This window comes from Vibrio sp. QJM3NY_15 (assembly GCF_057785995.1).
This window is the reverse complement of the sequence record NZ_CM173518.1, coordinates 1,672,864-1,691,771: the sequence shown is the minus strand read 5'-3', so window position 1 is coordinate 1,691,771 and position 18,908 is coordinate 1,672,864. Positions and strand designations below refer to the sequence as shown.

Below are 18,908 nucleotides of genomic sequence, written 5' to 3'. Positions count from 1 at the left end.
TGTCCTGCCATTCCAGATTAGGGGGTTGAGGGGTAGAGGTAAAATTGATAATTTTTAGAAACCACATCAAAATTATTGATATAGATTTGGTTACGCGTAGAATGAAATCAATTGCTCATCGGCTTAACAAAAAACGAGCAGCAGGACATAAGTTATTAAAAGAATTAAGGATGAATTTTGCGTTATTCATTAAAACAACTTGCGGTATTTGATGCAGTGGCAGATTCCGGGAGTGTTAGTCAGGCAGCAGACAAATTGGCGTTGACTCAATCAGCGACAAGTATGTCTCTTGCACAGTTGGAAAAAATGCTCGGCAGGCCTTTGTTTGAAAGGCAGGGCAAGCAAATGGCCCTTACTCATTGGGGTATGTGGCTAAGGCCTAAAGCGAAGCGTTTACTGCAAGATGCTCAGCAAATTGAGATGGGTTTCTACGAGCAGCATTTACTTAGTGGAGAGCTCAAACTCGGTGCTAGCCAAACCCCAGCAGAACACCTGGTTCCAGACCTCATCAGTATTATTGATAACGACTTTCCTGAGATGCGAATCTCGCTTGGCGTGCAAAGTACCGATGCAGTCATTGATGGCGTACTAGATTATAAATATGACTTAGGTGTTATCGAAGGTCGCTGTGACGACAGTCGAGTTAACCAAGAAGTGTGGTGTACCGACCATTTAACGGTCGTTGCATCAGCACATCACCCATTCGCGAAGCGTGAACGTGTGAGTTTGGCTCAGTTAGAGCAAGCGAAGTGGGTATTGCGCGAACACGGTTCCGGTACTCGCAAGGTTTTTGATAGCTCTATTCATCATTTAATTGGTGATCTTGATGTTTGGCGCGAATATGAACACGTTCCTGTTTTAAGAAGTTTGGTTGCAAACGGCCCATATTTAACGTGTCTACCTTATCTCGATGTCGAGCAGTTTGTTGAATCAGGCCAACTTGTTACCTTGAATGTGCCAGAGCTTGAAATGGAACGTACGCTTTCGTTTATTTGGCGTGCTGATATGGCAGAAAACCCGCTTGCTGAGTGTATTAAGCGAGAAGGTAAGCGCATGATGAAAGGCAAACCGTCGGTTTTGTAAGGTAGATTTGATAAAAGGCTAGGGGCTGTTGACCTTTCGTGGTTAAGTTTTGTTCGAGGTGAAATCGTTTTAGACGCGGCGAAGAGTATGTAGCCTAGTCATTCTAAGCAAATATTCTTCAACAAAGTATAAAGCGATTTTTTCGGGGGCGCCTAGCTCGAACCCTTCGTGCAGCCCTTGTGGTTCATTTCTACTGCGTTATCGGCTTTTCATGTAGGCTAGCTACACGTCAAAGCCTCTGTCTTGTATAAATTTCCCACAAAGGCTGCAAAATCAAGCTCGAAAGGTTAACAGCCCCTTATAACTGAATGTGTTGAATAAGCGATTCCGGTCTCCATCTGATGATAAATACACATCGGCGTACATTATTAATGTGATCGTGATCGGCTAAATAAAGGCGTTCTTCCCATAATATGCTTACTTGATTTTAAGTGAGGCTAAATCCGGTTGCGATGAATTGCGTAATTAGGCTTTAGAAATAGTATGAGTACATTAGTCGCGATATCATTAACAACAGGTATTTTGTCAGGTCTATGGGGATGGATAGCTATCTCTTTCGGCTTACTGTCATGGGCCGGTTTCTTAGGTTGCACCAGTTATTTTGCGTCGCCAACAGGCGGTGTTAAAGGGCTAGCTGGTAGCTTACTGACCAACATGACGGGCGTATTCTGGGCAATGGTGATTATCGAAAGCTCAACCTTCGCAGGGTTAGAGATTCTAGGCTATGTGATTACTGCTATTGTGGCTTTCTTCATGTGTATTCAAGCGAAACAAGCGTGGTTAGGTTATATCCCAGGAACCTTTATTGGTTGCTGTGCGACGTTTGCGGCAGGTGGCGATTGGCAACTTGTCGTGCCATCTTTACTGCTTGGTGGTGTATTCGGATACTTGATGAAAGCAACGGGGCTATGGCTTCACGAAAAATCGACCCAATCTTCGGAAGCGGTTGAACAACACGCTAAGCAAGTTAAGGCTTAATTCGTTAACCTTAGTTTAGTCACTGTGAACTCTTGCAAGATAACCCCCAATTAATTTGTATATCGATTTATACAGGCACACCACTTGGTGTGCCTTTTTTGGTTTTGGTTTAGGTAATCAGTTAAAAAACTTCTCTGCAGGAGAATCAATAGCACCTATCAATTAATTAAAGCGCTTAGGTGTTGCCGTTTGCCATGGTAATAACACGTTTTAGCGTCCACCTTAGTAACAGCGGAATGCAGTCTTGTCCCTGATTCTCGCAGTGAGAAACGATCGCGAGTGCAAGGTCGGGTTTCGCGTGTTTCTTAAGAACCTTAGCCACCACTTTCTTCGGAGGGATAGGGTGATCGTAAGGGATTTTAACCATATCTCGGAAAAAGTTTTCGAAGCCATTCATATACAAGTAATGTTCAATATCTTTATCGGGCAGTTCAGTAAGTCGATGTCTTTCCTGATCATTACCAAGCTTAGATAACACAGTCGCAGCGTACTTCTTACCAGCAGCGTCTCCATCAGTCACCACGTGCCAATCAATGCCAAACTCTTGCGCTACTTTAATGAGCGCTTTAAGACCAGACTGCGCGAACTCGATAATTTGCACACCTTCTGCAGCAAGGTTATAGCCACACTGGTTGGCTAACTCATTAAACAACCAAACCTCGGTTTCACCTTCCACTAATAACCAACAACGAGCATACAGAGCCCCTGAACGATGGAAACGAATGTGGAAACCAATGCGTCTTAGCTCATCTTTACTGAAATGGTTCATGTTCAGTTGATTAGCGATAGTTTTGTCTGATTGACGAACCAATCGACGAATAGACTGAAGAGGCACGGCAGCAAGAAGATCACCACTGTTGGTGGTGAGAATTTTCTGCATCGGCAGCTTTTGCATTAAGCTCCAAGCTCTTGCTAAGTGTGTTGGGTGCAATCGACCTTCTGGATCTTCAAGGATCAAAAGAGGGCGCGCGCAACGTCTTAGATCGGTAGGGCCTTTGGCTTGTAAGTATGCGTTGAGCAAACCCATGAATAACAAACGAGTCTGTTTATTCTTGGTCTCTTCGACAAGTTGATGAATGCTCTTGTCATTTGCCCCTGCAGAATAAAGCAAACCATCCCTCTGTTTTCTCGGATTTCGTCGAGAAGTACTTTTGAAAGAAAAGTAATGCTCAATTAGGCTTTGCATCGATTCTAGGCTACTGCGCATCTCGCCTTTATTTACATGACCAGGTATTGCCATTAAGCGACGACAGGTGTTGTCGATGCGCTTTTCTATCCTTGCCTGACGCCCATTTCCGTTATTGCCGTTTCCATTGCTGCCATTACCATTGGTTGTTTGACTCTGGCCGTTACCATTTCCATTCACATTATTAGCGTGAACGTTACTAGCATGAACATTGGCTGGTAGGTGAGCATTGTGGTTCAGCGATTTGCTGTTGAAAGGACGATCAAAGTGCCTTGCATCTCGCAAACGAATCACAGGGTGTAATGTCATTAACTCCTGCGCCAGTTTCTCAGAGTGATGAAGCTTTAAAGGGTTGCCATCGATTCCTAGAAAGGCGTAGTGGGTTGTCGTTTCATATTGCTCTAACGTCGCACTGATTCTGTAATAGATACGGTATGTGCCAAACTCGTCTTGAACCCAGATAGGTTTGAGTTTGCGGTAACGACCTGCGTTGAGTTCGCTCTTGTCGTTAGCTTTTAATGCGAGAACAATTTGAAGATGTTGAGACTGTGGATGTGAAACAGAATAATCGACATGAAAATCAGTCATTTCGAAGTGATATGGGACTCCGTCTGAAGGAAGAACGACGGACAAAGCATCAAGTAAAGAAGACTTACCCCAAGTATTTTCACCAATCAGCGTAGTTAGCTCGTCAAACGCGAGTGAAATACGCTTGATACCTCGAAAGCCAGAAATCTCGATTCTTTCTAGTTGCATAGGCTTACTCCTAACGGAAGGCTCTGCTAATTGTTTGAAAGCTAACAGATATCTTTAATCATAATCGAAAAATTGTTATCCGGTATGCTCAGTTGTCACAAAACCCACTCTTTATTCATACGGATCAAAACGAGATTTTTGATCTATCTTGAGTATTTTTTTGCAGTGCAGTTTCATAAAATTCACGATTCTGTCATGATTCTCAACCTAGTATGAAGGGACAAAGAGAGAAGAAAATATGACTAAAAAGAATAAGCCAACAAAAATAGTGTTGGCACACATCAACGACACCCACTCATACTTTGAACCAACCTCGTTACAGCTATCACTTAAAATGAACAACCACATCATTGAACCTTATGTCAGTGCTGGTGGCTTTGCTCGAATCTCAACACGCTTTAAACAATTAGAGCAAGATGCTAAACGTCAGAAGGTCGGAACCTTGTTCCTGCATGCTGGAGACTGCTTCCAAGGCACGTTGTACTTTTCGCTATTCAAGGGAAAAGCCAACGCCGATTTGTTGAACGCCCTTAATATTGATGCCATGACCCTTGGCAACCATGAGCTAGACATGGGCAATGAGCCTGTCGCCATTTTCGCTAAAAGAATCAGATTCCCATTGTTGGCGGGTAACTGGAATTTGTCGAATGAGGATATCAATAAAACTCATACCTTAGCGGACAACGACATTGTTAAGCCTTACCTAACTGAAACTCGAAGTGCTTCTTTTATAACGAAAGAGTTTGATGGCGAGAAGGTCGCAATCTTCGGGTTAAGCATCGACAAAATGGCGGGCATTGCGAATCCAGACTTTGATACACCATTTGAAAACGCGTTAGTAACGGCAAAAGCAACGATAGAACAAATTCACCAGGCTGGTATTAACAAGATAGTGCTGCTTAGTCACCTTGGTTATGAAGCTGATTTAGAGCTAGCTTCGAATGTGCAAGGCATCGGTGTGATTGTTGGCGGTCATAGTCACCGCTTGCAAGGCGATTTCTCAGATATCGGCTTAGTGAAAGACGATGACTACGGCGTAAAAATTGGCGACACCTATGTTGTACAAGCCGGTTTCCACGCAATGAGCCTCGGACACTGTGAAATTGAGTTCGATTCTGCAGGCAAAGTGACACATTTTAATGGCAAGAATGAACTGCTGTTGGGACGTCGATTGTTTATAGACGCCAAATTAAGTGAAGTAGGGCAAGGCGATGCTCACGATATGGCGTGTGAGTTTTTAAACAACCACTCGAATATCGCGGTATGTAAAAAAGATCCTAAACTGCAAAGCATTCTGACGGATAAATATCAGCCGAGAGTTCGAAAGCTTCAACAACAAGTTATCGCTCATGCTGGCACAAAACTCCGCCATGTTCGTATCCCTGACGAACAAGGGCCTAGTCAACTTGCGCCTTTGGTTGCCCAGTCGTTTCAATATCTGATGAACAAAAAAGGACACGGCGTAGAATTTGCGATCCACAATTCTGGTGGGGTGAGAAACTCACTCAATAGCGGAGACGTCTCCGTTGCCGATATTGCCGGAAAACTACTACCGTTTGCCGTACCTATTGGTGTGTATGACGTAAAAGGTGAAACGATCGCAGGCATGTTAGAAGGGGCAATTAACAACGCGCTGGATAATGGTGTGGTAGGTACGGGTTCTGGCAGCTTTCCTTATACTCATAACTTGAGGTTTTGTTATCACAAAGAAGCACCCTTAGGACATCGTATTCATCATCTAGAAATACACTCTGAAACATCCGGTTGGCAGCCAGTTGCTCGCGACCGAATTTACCGAGGCGCGTCATCGGCCTACACCATGAAAGGCAAAGAAGGCTATAATGCCGTCTTAGATATGATAGGCGATGGCTTTGTTACTACTGACTCAATGGCCGACTGCTTTATTGAATTCTTACAAGACCACCCGGAGTCACTTCAATACAACGAGCCGCTTAATTGCATGGAGTGCTTTCGATAATCATTAATAATATTTGCACTTAGTATTATTAGTGAGGGTGATTTATAAATTTGGCATTGTTTATGCTTTATTTCTGCAGGTTGCCTTCTTGTGGAGATAAGCATGGATAAGAAAGATTGGTTAGACGCGGTAGCCGTCGTTGGGTGGGTGTCTGTTTGGTCTGCGTTAGTGTACTTGGTACCCATGGCTGGTTTATAGGTGAATATCATTCGTTTCAAGTATCACTAAGCATTCATCTAGGGTGAACACGTGAGTGGTATTCTTAGAATCAATGTGTGTGTCATTTTGATAAAACAGCGGTAATAGAAAAAGGAGCTTTTGCTTCTTTTTTCTTTTTTAGAACAAATTTATCTAGACGAAACATAAATAGGGGAATATTATCCACGCGTTTGGGGAGTAGTTAGCGCAAGTTTACATATCGTCATCTCGTTAGGCCAAGAGTCTATCCGGTATGTAAAGGTGAAATCCCATATTTCACTTCAACGAGACCAACGCAATCACAGTCAAGATCCGTAATGGAGCTTGATATGCTTTGTTTGCGGAAGGTCTTTGTACAGTTCTTCCGCCCGGAGGAATAATGAACTCAACTCAATCTCTATTATCTACCAATAGTGAATCCTTTTTTTCATCGCCAATCATGACGACTTATGTGGGCTTTTTCCTGCTGACAGTAATTCTCGTCTCTATTGATATCTATCAAACTCGTGGTGGCAGCGTAACCATTAAGAAAGCGGCAATTTGGAGCGTTTTCTGGTTCGTACTCGCGTTTTTGTTTGCAGGTTCTATCTACCTATTTTGGGACATCTATGCTCCAAATAGTGACTACACCGCACAAAAAGCAACAGTGTCATTCATTACCGGTTACTTGTTAGAAAAATCATTGAGCGTAGACAACCTGTTTGTATTCGCGATGATCTTTGCTCAATACCAAGTTCCAGAGCATCTAAGACCACGTGCGCTTCTTTGGGGTGTAATCGGTGCATTGGTGCTTCGTGCAATTATGATCGCATTAGGCGCGCAGCTGTTGGCTGAATACCACTGGGTGCTTTACGTGTTTGCGGCGTTCTTGATTGGTACTGGTATTAAGTTGGCGTTAGACAAGGGCGAAGAAGAGAGTGTTAACACACTACCTGAGAAGTTACTTCGTAAAATTATGCCTGTCACCGAGGACTTTCATGGTCCTGCGTTAATGGTTAAACAGGGCGTTAAATGGGCGTTTACTCCAATGATGTTGGTGATTGGTGCGATTGCCGTCATGGACGTGATGTTTGCACTGGATTCTATCCCAGCTATCTTTGCGGTGACACAAGAACCGTTCTTGGTACTTGCTGCAAACGTATTTGCATTACTTGGCCTTCGCTCTCTGTACTTTGTGCTGCAAGGCATGATGGATAAGTTCATCTACTTGAAGCCAGCATTGGCGTTCATCATGGTCTTCATTGGTGTGAAAATGCTACTGGTCGACAGCGAATGGGCTATCCCAACGTATTGGTCGTTAGCGGTGCTTATTTCTACTATGACGATTGCGGTTATAGCGTCGATTTATGCAAAGAAGCCAGACATTGAACAAGTAAATTAAAACAAATATAACTTATCGAAAACTCGATAAGGGATACGTGGTCGATGAAGTGGAAAATTTATTTATGTAAAATTTCTGTGACATTGGCCACTTTTGTTTGTGGGTTATTTGTACTAAATGCATGATTTTTGCATCATGTTGAATTTATACTCACCCATTGTGCATATGTATCTCTTAGGGTTGTTAATGGTTTGTTTTATTAGAAAAACTAATTCGAATATCTAATTTTAGTCATTTTTTAACCTGCAAAAGATCACCTATTATTCTTGCCATCAGAACGAACCACATAAACAAATTTATAGAGAGGCAATCATGGCTCAAGCAATGCAAATGAATACTATCGCTGTTCCTAACTCTATGGATAAGAAGACCTACTCGGTTAACTTCAAAGGATTGATTGCACACATTTTCGATATTCTTTTCGTAGACAACTCTCCACGTAGTTACTACGCAAGCGACCTATCTGGTCACATGCAACGCGATATCGGTATTAACCGTTAATCTTAGCGTTAACATGTAAAATATAGAATTTTAAGAAAACGCCAGCTTCTGAAGCTGGCGTTTTTGTATCTGCAATAAACTCTATCTCTTCGCAAACTAAGCACCTGAAAGAAACTCATCACCTGAAAGAAAGACTTAGGCATAACGGTCTGTATTTGAGCGCCAATCAATTCGCTTTGTACAAGGATCTCTGTATGTCACACGCCAAATGCAACTCACCATTGATTAAACTCTGTTTACTTGCCTTACCGATCGGCTTTTATTCCTCTGTGTCGTTTGCACAAACCTGGAGTAATGAAGGTCAACCTGCGCAGGTTATTGAATTGTTCACCTCTGAAGGTTGTTCAAGTTGTCCGCCTGCTGATGCCTACCTTAGTACTTTTGAAGACGACCCTAATCTTTGGACGCAAGTCATTCCGCTCGCCTATCACGTCGATTATTGGGATTACCTAGGGTGGGGAGATAAGTTCGCGAGCAAGGCATTCAGTCAGAAGCAACGCTTGTACAAAGCTTATGGAGTAACAAGTGGCGTTTATACTCCGGGCTTTATCGTCGATGGAAAAGAGTGGCGCGGTTACTTTAATTGGCTCGATAGAAATCTCCCTTCGCTCCAACAACAAAGTAACCCTAAGTTAACCGTCAATCATAAAGGCGATACGTTCAGTGTAAGTTACGAAGACAAAGGGGATTATGTGGCTCATATTGCCTTATTGGCGATGAACGAAGTCACTAGCGTTAAAGCAGGTGAGAACAAAGGTAAGAAACTCGAGCATGATTTTGTGGTGGTTTACGATGGTTACCAACGCGGTGAATCCAAATGGCAATTCAATGTCGACTTTGATCCATTAGTCGCCACGCCAGATGCCGTGGCCGTGTGGTTAACCGAGCCTAACTCGTATGTGCCGGAACAAACGGTAGCAGGGTGGTTGAACTAAATTGTAAGGATGACCGTTTTGCAAGAGCAACCGTGTTACACGAGTGACAATCCAATAAGATAAACGACATTGAGATGAAGCTGAGACGATGATTAGAACACTTCTAATACCGTTTACTTCATCTCTTGCTTGGTTTGGTGGGTCTTAACCACTGAAACAAGGGATAAAGGGGCGATTTAGTTACGTAATACTGCTGAAATACGTTAATATAGCGCGCTATTATTTTAGCTTTGAGTTCCTGCAATTAATGACTAACACCACAGCACCAACCAACTTCTCCGATCTTGGCTTAATTTCTCCTTTGATGGCTCGTCTAACCGAGCTTGAATACCAACAGCCAACGCCTATCCAAGCGCAAGTTATTCCAAGTGTGTTAGCAGGACGCGACCTAATTGCAGGCGCAAATACAGGTTCAGGTAAAACCGCAGCATTTGCACTTCCACTGTTACAGAAGATCCATGAAGATGCACCTTTAGACCGTCGTTCGGGCAAAGGTAACTATGTTTCTGGCCTTATCTTGGTTCCTACACGTGAGCTTGCTAAGCAAGTTGCCGATAGCGTTAAGTCTTACGCAGTACATTTCAACGGTGCAATCAAAACTGTTTGTGTATTCGGTGGTGTATCGGTGAACACTCAGATGCAAGCGCTACGTGGCGGCACAGACATCTTGGTGGCAACGCCGGGTCGTTTGCTTGACCTAATCTCAAGCAACGCTATCAAACTCGATAAAGTTAAAACGTTAGTGCTTGATGAAGCTGACCGTATGTTGAGCCTTGGCTTTACCGAAGAACTTGACGCGATCTTGAAGCTGCTGCCAAGCAAGAAGCAAACTCTGTTGTTCTCTGCGACTTTCCCTGAGCAAGTTAAAACGCTGACTCACGAATTACTGAACGACCCAATTGAAGTCCAACTTCAAAGTGCTAATGCAAGCACACTGGTTCAACGTGTATTTGAAGTCGAAAAAGGCCGCAAGACAGCTTTGTTAGCGCACCTGATTCAACAACACGAATGGCGCCAAGCCCTGATCTTCGTGAATGCGAAGAACAGCTGTGAACATTTGGCAGACAAGCTTTACAAGCGCGGTATCATTGCGGAAGTATTCCACGGTGATAAAGGCCAGGGTTCACGTACTCGTATCCTAGAAGATTTTAAATCTGGCGAGATTGATGTTCTGATCGCGACAGACATCGCTGCTCGTGGTCTGGATATTGAAAAGCTTCCTGTCGTAATCAACTTTGATTTACCGCGTAGCCCATCAGACTACATGCACCGTATTGGCCGAAGTGGTCGTGCGGGTGAGGTTGGTTTAGCATTGTCTTTGATCGATCACGAAGACTATCATCACTTCACAATCATCGAGAAGAAGAACAAAATTCGTCTTGAGCGTGAGCAAATTGAAGGCTTTGAAGTGGATGAAGAGGCAACCGCTGCACTTGTTGCTGCATTAAAACCCGTTGCGCCACCGGCAGGCACAGGCAAGAAGAAAAAGAAGAAAGCACCTAAAAACCAAGATGTTTGGTTGAGAAATAACTGATATTGAATCGGTAAAAAGAGACTTTTAAAGGCGCTTAATTGCGCCTTTTTTGTGTCTGTCAGTCTGTTCTCAAAAGATCTTGTTAACGCTTAAGTCAAGCAGTGCTCTTTACTCTAAAGAGATCAGTAAACAGCTTGGCGATCATCAAGATAATCAGGATCGTGGTCAACATAAGCAATGGTGTCTCAATTTGGTATATTGGCGTTAGGTTAAGAGCGCCAGAAGTAAGCACGACGAGCAAGTTAATACCAAGTATCCTATGAATCATAAGCTTAGGTGTTGCGAAAACCTTCCATATCACTACGCTATTAACGAAATAAAAAAGTGCGAGTTGCCAAAGTTCACTCATCATTGGCATGACAAAGACGTATTGAAGCAAAATAATGGTACCAGTGCCGATCACCCCGAAAAATGCATCTTTGATAACACTTGGTGGCATGGTCGGTAGCATGGAAGAAAACACACCTGCAATCATTGGGAAGATAAAACCACCTGGTACAGGTAGATATATCCAAACCAATAGCGATGTTACGAACATCGAGACACCTTGTAAGACTTTTCTCCCATCCTCATTCAAATGTTGAACAAAGGTGCGATGTTCGTGGTGCCAAGAAACTCCTTGGTTCTTACCGACCACATACGATACATCACCAATCAATGACTGGTTTGGCGCGATTAACTCCAGTTTTTCCATTTTTTGGGTCAGAGCAATCCAATCAATAGCATGAGTAAGTTCATCTGAGGCGAGTTCAAGCAGTCGAGCCTGAATATGAGCCAATTCATGGATTCTCAACCGCCAGTCTTGAATATTCTCTTTAAGGTGATAACTGCCGTTTAATGGTAAATCTAGCAGTTGGTAGAGCTTATCAATATTCGCGGTGTTGGATTCTAAGGCTTCTATATCTAAGCTGTCGGTGTTACGCATTGCGGTTAACAATGCCTCTCTGCTCGCTTCAAAGCGCTGTACAAAGTTTTGCTCCGTGTTTACCGGCCAAACTAAGCGATACACAATAGAGAACGTTATCACGCCGAGCAGAGTTTCTTGTATCCGTAATACTGCAAAGTAGAACGTTACTTGACTATCGAAACCACCCATACACGCGATGATGGAACATACAGCGAACCCAATCGAAAAGACGTACCCATACTTTTCATCACTCGACATGAAGATACATATTCCTAGGAACAAGGTAAAAAACGTCAGGAACAGAAAACGATCTTGTGAAAACATCGCGATCAAGAAAAAGGCATAACCGGTTCCTAATAGGGTGCCCATTAAACGGTTGTGGCCTTTATTGATTGAATGAGCAAAACTCTCGTTCAATGCCATTACGGCAACCGCTATTGCAGCCCAATAAGGCTTCTCCCATTGAAACCACAGCGCAAGGCAGATCGCGATAACGATTGAAAGCGCCGCTTTAATCGCTTCTTTGGTTGATGCATTGAACATAAAAGCCATCCAACTATTTGATTATTTTGATTGAAGCTGTCATCCCGACACGAAGTTGTAGGTTTTCAGGCACATTATCTAACTTCACTTTAATCGGTATACGCTGAGCAAGACGAATCCATTCGAAGTTTGGGTTCACGTTAGGTAGAAGATCATTGCCAGTGCTGCCATCTTGTTTAGCAATGCCAAATCCAATACTCTTGATGTGACCCTTCAACAGGACGTTGTTGTGCATCATGAGAGTGACAAACGCTTTGTCCTGTGGATTGACCCCAACAAGGTCGGTTTCTTTAAAATAACCTTCAATCCAAAAGCTATCTTCATCGATCAACGCAACCACAGGTGAGTTGGCAACCACTTGCGATCCAACACGTAAGTTAAAATTAGTAATGTATCCGTTGGTAGGCGCATAGACCTTGGTAAATTCGAGGTTCAAATGTGCTTCCTCAACATTGGCTTTGGCTACTTGAACATTCGCTGATGAGGTTTCAACAGCATTGCTTAAGTTGTTCAACGTTAAAACGGGCACGGCACCAGAGGTTCTCTTTTCTAGGTTCGCTGCACGTTGCTCTTCATTCTTTGCTTTCGCAAGTAGAGCAAGCGCTTGTTTTTGTGTCGCTAGTGCTTTGTTGTAAGCCGCTCTATAAATACTAGGGTCGATCTCAAAAAGTAGATCGCCTTTAGACACTTGAGAGTTGTCATCTACGTGGATTTTGATGATTTGTCCGGTGACACGAGGAGTAATAGACACTATGTAGGCACTGACTTGCCCGTCTCTCGTCCAAGGGTTACTTGTATAAGATTGGTAATAGCTATAAACCACAGAGCCTGCAGCAACAAATAATAGTAATGTGATGAGGTAACGTTTTATCAAGGTAAGGCCTTATAAGATGGGAATGAATTGGCCAATCACGCCAGTAAAAATCACAATTAGACTTATTTCTGCTAATGCAGGAAAGGCGACATATTTGTGCAGTCCGAACTTGGTTGCTATTGAACCCGTCAAAATCGTCAGCATATAAGCGAGCGCGATAACCAGTAACAGCGGTGGGAAGTAGATTTCACCCCACACGAGTTCATGTGGCATTGTGTTCATGGTGTTGTTCTCTATTCGTTCTGATAGGCAGAACGATAAAGCAGTTGGCACAATTTGGATAATCGCTTATAGAGGATCAGATCCATCAAAAGCAGAAAACTGTGGTTTATATAGATGGGTGATGATTACAAATTAGACAGTTCACGCTTGTCTAGTCGATCTGATTTGTCTTTGTTGTCCTCAAAAAGTGCAAACAGACCATTTCGTGATAACTTAAAGAGATAATCAAGAAAGCCAGTGCGATCGAATGAATTTTAGTATTGAACAACTTCTCGCGTTTGTGACCGTTTACGAGCAACGGTCATTTAGTAAAGCAGCAGTAAAGCTTAACAAGCACAGAACGACTATTGGACAAGTTATTACTAACTTGGAAGATCATCTCGCAGTCAATCTTTTTGAAAGAGTCGGCCGTTCTGTCGAGCCGACCGACGACGGGCACCTTCTTTATCACTACGCGAAACAGACGATTGAACAAGCTAGGACTTTTGACAAAGTGGCGTTGAGTCTGTCCTATGGTGGATTAGAAAACATTACGATTGCTTACTCTAGTGTGATTCCTCAACGTGTGCTGGTGGATATTCGTAAGCAGTTAAAACACGATTTTCCGATGATGCGAGTAAATTTCCTCGTCAGGAATAAGAAAGAAATTAAAGTAGGGTTACAGACTGGCGATTACCATTTTGGTTTGGTTAACGTTCATGATAGCCGTGCTATGCACAGTTTAGATGCCACTTTTCTAGGGCATTTCGAATTCTTTCCATTTGCGCAAAAAGGTGGAGAGTTATCTACCTTGAGCAAAGATGAAGTCCTTGTGGCACTCCGAAATTCGAAGCAGTTTGTATTGAGATCTTTGATTGAAGAAGGGATGTCAGAAAAGATTATGGTGAGCTCTGATTATGAAGAAATCGACCAACTGGTTTTGATTATCAAAATGCTCGAAGAAGGGTTGGGGTGGTCATTGTTACCTAAAGCCTTTTTTACTGATTTGGAGTTTTCAAAGTATTCGATAGAACCTATTCGTTCCCAACAAATGGTAGAAGGTTTCAAGTTTGGCTTTGCATTATGGTGTCCGCACTCAAAACAAATCAGCGGAATAAAAGGTTCTTTGGTATCGGTCATCAAGAACTATCGAGAGCACCTTATTGATAGCTTCAAGTTGTAAGAATTTCAGGTGTAAAAAAGGCGCTAATCAGCGCCTTTTCGTTTTCTATCACTTTCTTACCGTAAGATTACTTCTTACGGCAGAACTCAGCGATTACGTACATTGATTGACCGCCGTTTGTTTTACCAGAAACAAGCTTAGGATCGTCACCAACGCTGATACCACGGATAACAGTACCTTGCTTAATCACTTGGTTAGTACCTTTGATTGGCAAGTCTTTGATTACTGTTACGTCGTCACCTTTCTTAAGTTCAACGCCGTTCACATCAAGAGGCTTATCATCAGCAGACATGCCGATTTGTGCCCAAACTGACGTTTCTTCTTCAAGGTACATCATGTCTAGTGCGTCTTGAGCCCAGCTTTCAGAGTTCAGACGAGTAAGTTGACGCCATGCAGTTACTTGAACTGGCGCTTCTTGACTCCACATGCTGTCGCTTAGGCAACGCCAGTGGTTGATATCTTTAGGGTCGTCAATCTCACCAAGACATTTGTCACATACCATGATGCCGTGATCCACTGTTACGTGGCTGTGTGGCGGCACTGCGTATGCAGTAAGAGAAGAATCAGAACCACATAGTTCACATTTAGATTGGCAGCGTTCTAGCATCGTAGCTTCAGAAGACATAATGGACTCACATTTATTAGGTATTAAATTACGGGGCTATTATCCACTTTATTTACAATAAAGAAAGAGGTCGTACGGTATTCTGCCTTGATTAATTTTAGCTGAGATCAACCATTTGTGTTTTAAAGGTTTATGCAAACGGTTAACTAGGGAATTGTTCGAACGACAGAGACAAAAATGCCAGCGGTTAGGCTGGCATTTGGTTTCAGTAAGGAAGAGTTATTGTTCCAATACTGCTCCATTAATTGAGCCTGCTGATAAAGCGTTGTTTACCAAGAAATCTGTAGCTTGTGTCTGCATGCTAATGTGATGGTTTAAATCTAGTGGCATAGGTGTAGTGTCATCTTGAGGAGCGACAAATGTACTGTGCGATGCCACATCACTAAACTTAACAAAGTCTTTAGTGCCATTTGGTGTCGTATTATTTCCATCTACCACTTCTAGGCTAAGTTTAGTAGCAAGCGGTGTTGTACCAGCAAAAGGTGCATCCGCAACAGTATTTGGCACTGTTTGGTCGTCTTGTGCTTGCCCCATATAAATAGGCATCTGAGTAGAAGCTGCTAGCAAGTAATCAGCATTTGTGTAAGGGTCAATGGTATCTAACACGGTTTGTGCCGCATACGCAAACTGTTGAAATGCTGCGGTCATGGTTGCTTTTTGCGCCACAGTTGCATTCTTTTCAAACGTGTTATAACAAACTTGATCTGTTAAACCCGTACAGTTTGCGCTAGCGAAACTTGCGTATTCGGTAGAAGCACCTGATGCCACGTTATGCTTAACTTGTGGGCCAAAGAATGGTGAACCCAGCAAAAGGTTAGATATTTGTCCGCCAGAGTTTTCAATAGCTGCAGCGCTGAAGCTGTATAAAGCATCGGCAGTCGCACTACCTAACGTACGGTTAGATGATGCAACTGCAGTTGTTCCAACAATTCCACCTAATGAATGCCCCAAGAATTTGACTTCTGAAAGAGTGGGTGGAAGTAGGTCAAACTTGTAAAGTGGCGATCCGACAAGTAAGTTTGCTTGCGATGATACTGCCAATGCCGCACGTAATCCCATTACGTCGAGTGCACTTTGACGAACGTTGTCGCGAGCTACCGGAAGGTTAGCAAGGTTCAAGTAAGCCAACACATCTGCGTTTGCTGAACGGGTATCATCTAGACTGCGCGTACCATGTATTGGTAAGTCAATTGCGATAACAGCAACGCCAGCTCTCGCTAAGTTGTAAGCGAACGCATAAGCATTTTCTTTAGCAGAGGTTATACCGTGTTGGTAAATGACCACATCAGTAGGATCTGTACCATTAGGCGTAAATAGCAAGAATTCGACAGATTCTAATGATTTAACTTGAGGAACTGGAGAGTATTTCGTTATAACTCTTTCGCTATCAAGTGGTGAGCCATCTACTAGAGTAAGGTTTAGGCCAACCAGTTTGAGCTGTTCTGTTTGGTCAGTCGCTAATACACTAGTATCGATACCTGCAGCAACTAATTGAGCAGCCATGTTAGCTTGCTCGTTAGCATCACTTAAAGCACTTGAAACTTTTGCTAAGCTAGGCATACCCGATTCGAATGGCTGTGAGTTCCATTCAGTAGCACTTGTCTCTAGATAATAAGGTAATTGAACAAAACCTTGAGTCACATCTACGTTGTCTGTCGCGCCATACAAGCCATTAATCGCGCCTTTCAAGGTTGCGATAGTTGTCGCGTCGCTGCCGGCAACATACTTATCAAAGTCAGTATCGTTTGCTAGCGCTGTTGTGAACAACTCTGTAGCACCAAACTGCATCGCATAAGCTGTCGACAGGTCAACAGAGTTAGGGTTTGCGCTACCTGTCCAAACGCTATTGAGGTTTGCTGTAGCCAATCCTGTTGCCGTTGCCGCTTTGGTAGCGAAAAGGGAATCACCGACAGACTCTGTCGTAAACCACGTCGAATAAATGATGTTTTCAGTATCAAGGTTAATAGCACCAGCTGCAGTCGCTCCAGCAAAGATCTTTTCAACACCTTGTGTTACTTGTTGTGCTTGAGCAAGGCTACCTTCGGTGTAAGTTACCGCACTTGATTTCAGCGCAGCGTAACTTGCCGACATGCCAACAGGATCGCCATTAACGTCCGTTAGTTCATTGGAAAGCGCCAATACGTATTCACTTGAAGCATCAAGAGAGTCTTTGAATACGATCGTGAAGGTGTCGGTTGAAGCACTAGACAGAACATTAAAATGAGTGCCTTGTGCCAATACGCCAGTAACAGTTGGTGCTGTGTCTGAAGTCAGCGAACCACTAAGCTTTAATAGGTAAACCCCACCAGTCGCTACGCCGTCAGCTAAGCCAGTACCTTCAAAGTCCATGATGATTGGCATCGAAGTTGACCAGCCATCCATTGTATTCATTGCTGCAATAGGGTTGGTTAATGAATCATCACCGCCAGTCGGTAAACCAAGTGTACCGTCGGTAGCATCCATCAACGCGAAGCTAGGAAGAGGAACCGCAATATCCGCGCCCGTTAGTTGAAACTTGATGCTCGTCGCTTGTGCGAGTGAATCTTGAATGTATTGCTCATATTGAATCGCAGTTGAAGCACCTGAACTCGAAGAGCCATCACCACAACCAGCAAGAAACATTGCTGACGCAAGCAGCGAAACATTAAATAACTTTTTCATGTTTTAATTCCGTTTAGTTGAAGGTGTAGTTCATTTGAATTGCAGATAGGTAAGCTACAGCGTCACCAGAGAATTCAAGTTCCTGACCAAGTTCATTGGTTTCAGTGAAATCACCTTCTTTACTTTGAACAAGAGCGAAACCAGCATCGATTGAAAGGTTAGGGCTGTACTGATAAGTCAAACCTGCGCTGTACCAGAAACGGTCGCTGTCAGGGATGCTTAATGTCGCTTCACCAGCTTGCTCGTCATAAGCTAAACCCGCTCGTAAGGTCCATTCTTGGTTTAACTGGTAAGTCGCACCCAATGAGTAACGGTTATTGTCGTCGTAGTCTTCGGTCTTTTTAAAACACTCGCCACTTACACAATCTGAACTCGTCGCTTTAAGCTCTTTAAAACTACTCCACCCAGTTTGTTGCCAACCGTAATGAATCGCCCATTGGTCCGTCAGTTGATGAAAAGCTGAGATTTCAATGATTGAAGGTAATGTAATTTTTAGACGGCCTGTTGTTGTCGTAGCACTACCTTGCACGATGCTGCCCGTGTAATCGCTGAAGTCGCCATCATCAAAATCTAGGTCCACTTCTGAACGATATGCGATAGAGAATCGATTGTTTTCATTCAGTTCATATAACGCGCCTATGTTCCAACCAAATGCAAAGGTTTCGCCTGTCATGCTAATCAGTTTTGTAGAAGCAGGATCGCCAGTGATGTTCGATATAGAACCCTGGTGACGATTAAGTTCTGCCTCTGCGTAAACAAGGTTTGCACCAGCACCAACACTGAATTGGTCATTAATTCGATACGCCACATTCGGGTTCAGGTTCACTGACACAAGTGAAGTATCACCGGCAAGATCACCCGCATAAATATCATCCGGATAATCAGTAGCAACTCCATAGTTAGAGAACATACCTATACCCCAAGCCCATTTATCGTTGATTGGGCTGATGTAGTAAGCGGCAGGAACGACTTGAAGTGGCGCTACGTCTTTGGATACTTGGCTTTGACCGCCAGATCCTGGAACGTTGTTTTGAGTAATATCCACTTCTGGATCAACGATAGAAACCGCGCCTGAAAATTGGGCTGTATCAAATAGGGTCATTGCGGCGGGGTTTCTCGCTAGCACACTCGCGTTATCAGCTACTGCACCTTCACCTGAAAAGGCGCGACCAAGACCTGAGGCAGAATGCTCAGCAACTTGGAAACCAGCCGCAAGTGAATTACATGCAAATAGCACAGAAAGCGAAACGAGAGAGCGTTGTATTGTTTTCATCCGTGACCCTCCTAGGGCATCAAATCTCATTCTTATTGTTGAAAACACACTGAGCATTGTTGGTGTCTAAGCTCTAATGTAAATGGCATGTTAAATTCATATTTCATATAA

Annotated in this window: 15 protein-coding genes; 8 read left to right on the top strand and 7 right to left on the bottom strand. The window is 43.3% G+C overall.

Annotated features, from left to right (window positions below; all coding sequences use genetic code 11):
- Positions 1-177 precede the first annotated feature (177 nt).
- Positions 178-1,083, top strand: a complete 906-nt coding sequence (locus AC3CKG_RS23770; RefSeq protein ID WP_017105900.1) for a LysR substrate-binding domain-containing protein — start codon at positions 178-180, stop codon at positions 1,081-1,083.
- A 483-nt stretch (positions 1,084-1,566) separates the two neighbouring features.
- Positions 1,567-2,061, top strand: coding sequence for a DUF1097 domain-containing protein (locus tag AC3CKG_RS23765; RefSeq protein ID WP_017105899.1), 495 nt, complete (start codon positions 1,567-1,569; stop codon positions 2,059-2,061).
- 175 nt (positions 2,062-2,236) lie between these two features.
- On the opposite strand, the gene AC3CKG_RS23760 is transcribed toward AC3CKG_RS23765, so the two are convergent.
- On the bottom strand, positions 2,237-4,003 hold the full coding sequence (locus tag AC3CKG_RS23760; RefSeq protein ID WP_488529504.1) for an ATP-dependent endonuclease: 1,767 nt from the start codon (positions 4,001-4,003) through the stop codon (positions 2,237-2,239).
- A gap of 238 nt (positions 4,004-4,241) precedes the next feature.
- Here AC3CKG_RS23760 and AC3CKG_RS23755 point away from each other — a divergent pair, with 238 nt between their 5' ends.
- The 5 genes from AC3CKG_RS23755 (at position 4,242) to AC3CKG_RS23735 (ending at position 10,530) form a co-directional block, all read left to right on the top strand.
- Positions 4,242-5,981 (top strand): bifunctional metallophosphatase/5'-nucleotidase, encoded by a 1,740-nt coding sequence (locus tag AC3CKG_RS23755; RefSeq protein WP_488529503.1) that lies wholly within the window; start codon positions 4,242-4,244, stop codon positions 5,979-5,981.
- Between the two features lie 577 nt (positions 5,982-6,558).
- On the top strand, positions 6,559-7,560 hold the full coding sequence (locus AC3CKG_RS23750) for a TerC/Alx family metal homeostasis membrane protein (protein ID WP_065105712.1): 1,002 nt from the start codon (positions 6,559-6,561) through the stop codon (positions 7,558-7,560).
- Between the two features lie 312 nt (positions 7,561-7,872).
- Positions 7,873-8,061 (top strand): hypothetical protein, encoded by a 189-nt coding sequence (locus AC3CKG_RS23745; RefSeq protein WP_010429554.1) that lies wholly within the window; start codon positions 7,873-7,875, stop codon positions 8,059-8,061.
- 194 nt (positions 8,062-8,255) lie between these two features.
- On the top strand, positions 8,256-8,996 hold the full coding sequence (locus AC3CKG_RS23740) for a DUF1223 domain-containing protein (RefSeq protein ID WP_488529502.1): 741 nt from the start codon (positions 8,256-8,258) through the stop codon (positions 8,994-8,996).
- Between the two features lie 247 nt (positions 8,997-9,243).
- Positions 9,244-10,530: a DEAD/DEAH box helicase gene (locus AC3CKG_RS23735; RefSeq protein ID WP_029223683.1), complete on the top strand. Its 1,287-nt coding sequence runs from the start codon at positions 9,244-9,246 to the stop codon at positions 10,528-10,530.
- Between the two features lie 94 nt (positions 10,531-10,624).
- Here the strand turns inward: AC3CKG_RS23735 and AC3CKG_RS23730 are convergent, their stop codons facing one another.
- Genes AC3CKG_RS23730 through AC3CKG_RS23720 form a run of 3 tightly spaced genes read right to left on the bottom strand, consistent with a single transcriptional unit; the run spans position 10,625 to position 13,076 of the window.
- Positions 10,625-11,980 carry an FUSC family protein gene (locus AC3CKG_RS23730; RefSeq protein ID WP_488529501.1) on the bottom strand — a complete coding sequence of 452 codons (1,356 nt, stop codon included), beginning with the start codon at positions 11,978-11,980 and terminating at the stop codon, positions 10,625-10,627.
- Between the two features lie 13 nt (positions 11,981-11,993).
- Positions 11,994-12,854, bottom strand: coding sequence for an HlyD family secretion protein (locus tag AC3CKG_RS23725; protein WP_488529500.1), 861 nt, complete (start codon positions 12,852-12,854; stop codon positions 11,994-11,996).
- Between the two features lie 9 nt (positions 12,855-12,863).
- Complete coding sequence (locus tag AC3CKG_RS23720) at positions 12,864-13,076, bottom strand: DUF1656 domain-containing protein (protein WP_065105717.1); 213 nt, start codon at positions 13,074-13,076, stop codon at positions 12,864-12,866.
- A 247-nt stretch (positions 13,077-13,323) separates the two neighbouring features.
- On the opposite strand from AC3CKG_RS23720, the gene AC3CKG_RS23715 reads away from it, so the two are divergent.
- Positions 13,324-14,238 carry a LysR family transcriptional regulator gene (locus AC3CKG_RS23715; RefSeq protein WP_488529499.1) on the top strand — a complete coding sequence of 305 codons (915 nt, stop codon included), beginning with the start codon at positions 13,324-13,326 and terminating at the stop codon, positions 14,236-14,238.
- A 67-nt stretch (positions 14,239-14,305) separates the two neighbouring features.
- On the opposite strand, the gene AC3CKG_RS23710 is transcribed toward AC3CKG_RS23715, so the two are convergent.
- The 3 genes from AC3CKG_RS23710 to AC3CKG_RS23700 all read right to left on the bottom strand — a co-directional run bounded on the left by AC3CKG_RS23710 (position 14,306) and on the right by AC3CKG_RS23700 (position 18,797).
- Positions 14,306-14,863 carry a PhnA domain-containing protein gene (locus AC3CKG_RS23710; protein WP_017111983.1) on the bottom strand — a complete coding sequence of 186 codons (558 nt, stop codon included), beginning with the start codon at positions 14,861-14,863 and terminating at the stop codon, positions 14,306-14,308.
- A 219-nt stretch (positions 14,864-15,082) separates the two neighbouring features.
- Positions 15,083-17,524, bottom strand: coding sequence for a VolA/Pla-1 family phospholipase (locus AC3CKG_RS23705; protein WP_488529498.1), 2,442 nt, complete (start codon positions 17,522-17,524; stop codon positions 15,083-15,085).
- Between the two features lie 13 nt (positions 17,525-17,537).
- Positions 17,538-18,797 (bottom strand): outer membrane protein transport protein, encoded by a 1,260-nt coding sequence (locus AC3CKG_RS23700; protein WP_280620105.1) that lies wholly within the window; start codon positions 18,795-18,797, stop codon positions 17,538-17,540.
- Positions 18,798-18,908 lie beyond the last annotated feature (111 nt).

Coding starts and splice junctions, on each gene's coding strand:
- AC3CKG_RS23750 (WP_065105712.1), top strand. CDS start 6,559: ATGAACTCAACTCAATCTCTATTATCTACCAATAGTGAATCCTTTTTT.
- AC3CKG_RS23735 (WP_029223683.1), top strand. CDS start 9,244: ATGACTAACACCACAGCACCAACCAACTTCTCCGATCTTGGCTTAATT.
- AC3CKG_RS23755 (WP_488529503.1), top strand. CDS start 4,242: ATGACTAAAAAGAATAAGCCAACAAAAATAGTGTTGGCACACATCAAC.
- AC3CKG_RS23765 (WP_017105899.1), top strand. CDS start 1,567: ATGAGTACATTAGTCGCGATATCATTAACAACAGGTATTTTGTCAGGT.
- AC3CKG_RS23760 (WP_488529504.1), bottom strand. CDS start 4,003: ATGCAACTAGAAAGAATCGAGATTTCTGGCTTTCGAGGTATCAAGCGT.
- AC3CKG_RS23705 (WP_488529498.1), bottom strand. CDS start 17,524: ATGAAAAAGTTATTTAATGTTTCGCTGCTTGCGTCAGCAATGTTTCTT.
- AC3CKG_RS23730 (WP_488529501.1), bottom strand. CDS start 11,980: ATGTTCAATGCATCAACCAAAGAAGCGATTAAAGCGGCGCTTTCAATC.
- AC3CKG_RS23720 (WP_065105717.1), bottom strand. CDS start 13,076: ATGAACACAATGCCACATGAACTCGTGTGGGGTGAAATCTACTTCCCA.
- AC3CKG_RS23710 (WP_017111983.1), bottom strand. CDS start 14,863: ATGTCTTCTGAAGCTACGATGCTAGAACGCTGCCAATCTAAATGTGAA.
- AC3CKG_RS23745 (WP_010429554.1), top strand. CDS start 7,873: ATGGCTCAAGCAATGCAAATGAATACTATCGCTGTTCCTAACTCTATG.
- AC3CKG_RS23740 (WP_488529502.1), top strand. CDS start 8,256: ATGTCACACGCCAAATGCAACTCACCATTGATTAAACTCTGTTTACTT.
- AC3CKG_RS23715 (WP_488529499.1), top strand. CDS start 13,324: ATGAATTTTAGTATTGAACAACTTCTCGCGTTTGTGACCGTTTACGAG.
- AC3CKG_RS23700 (WP_280620105.1), bottom strand. CDS start 18,797: ATGAAAACAATACAACGCTCTCTCGTTTCGCTTTCTGTGCTATTTGCA.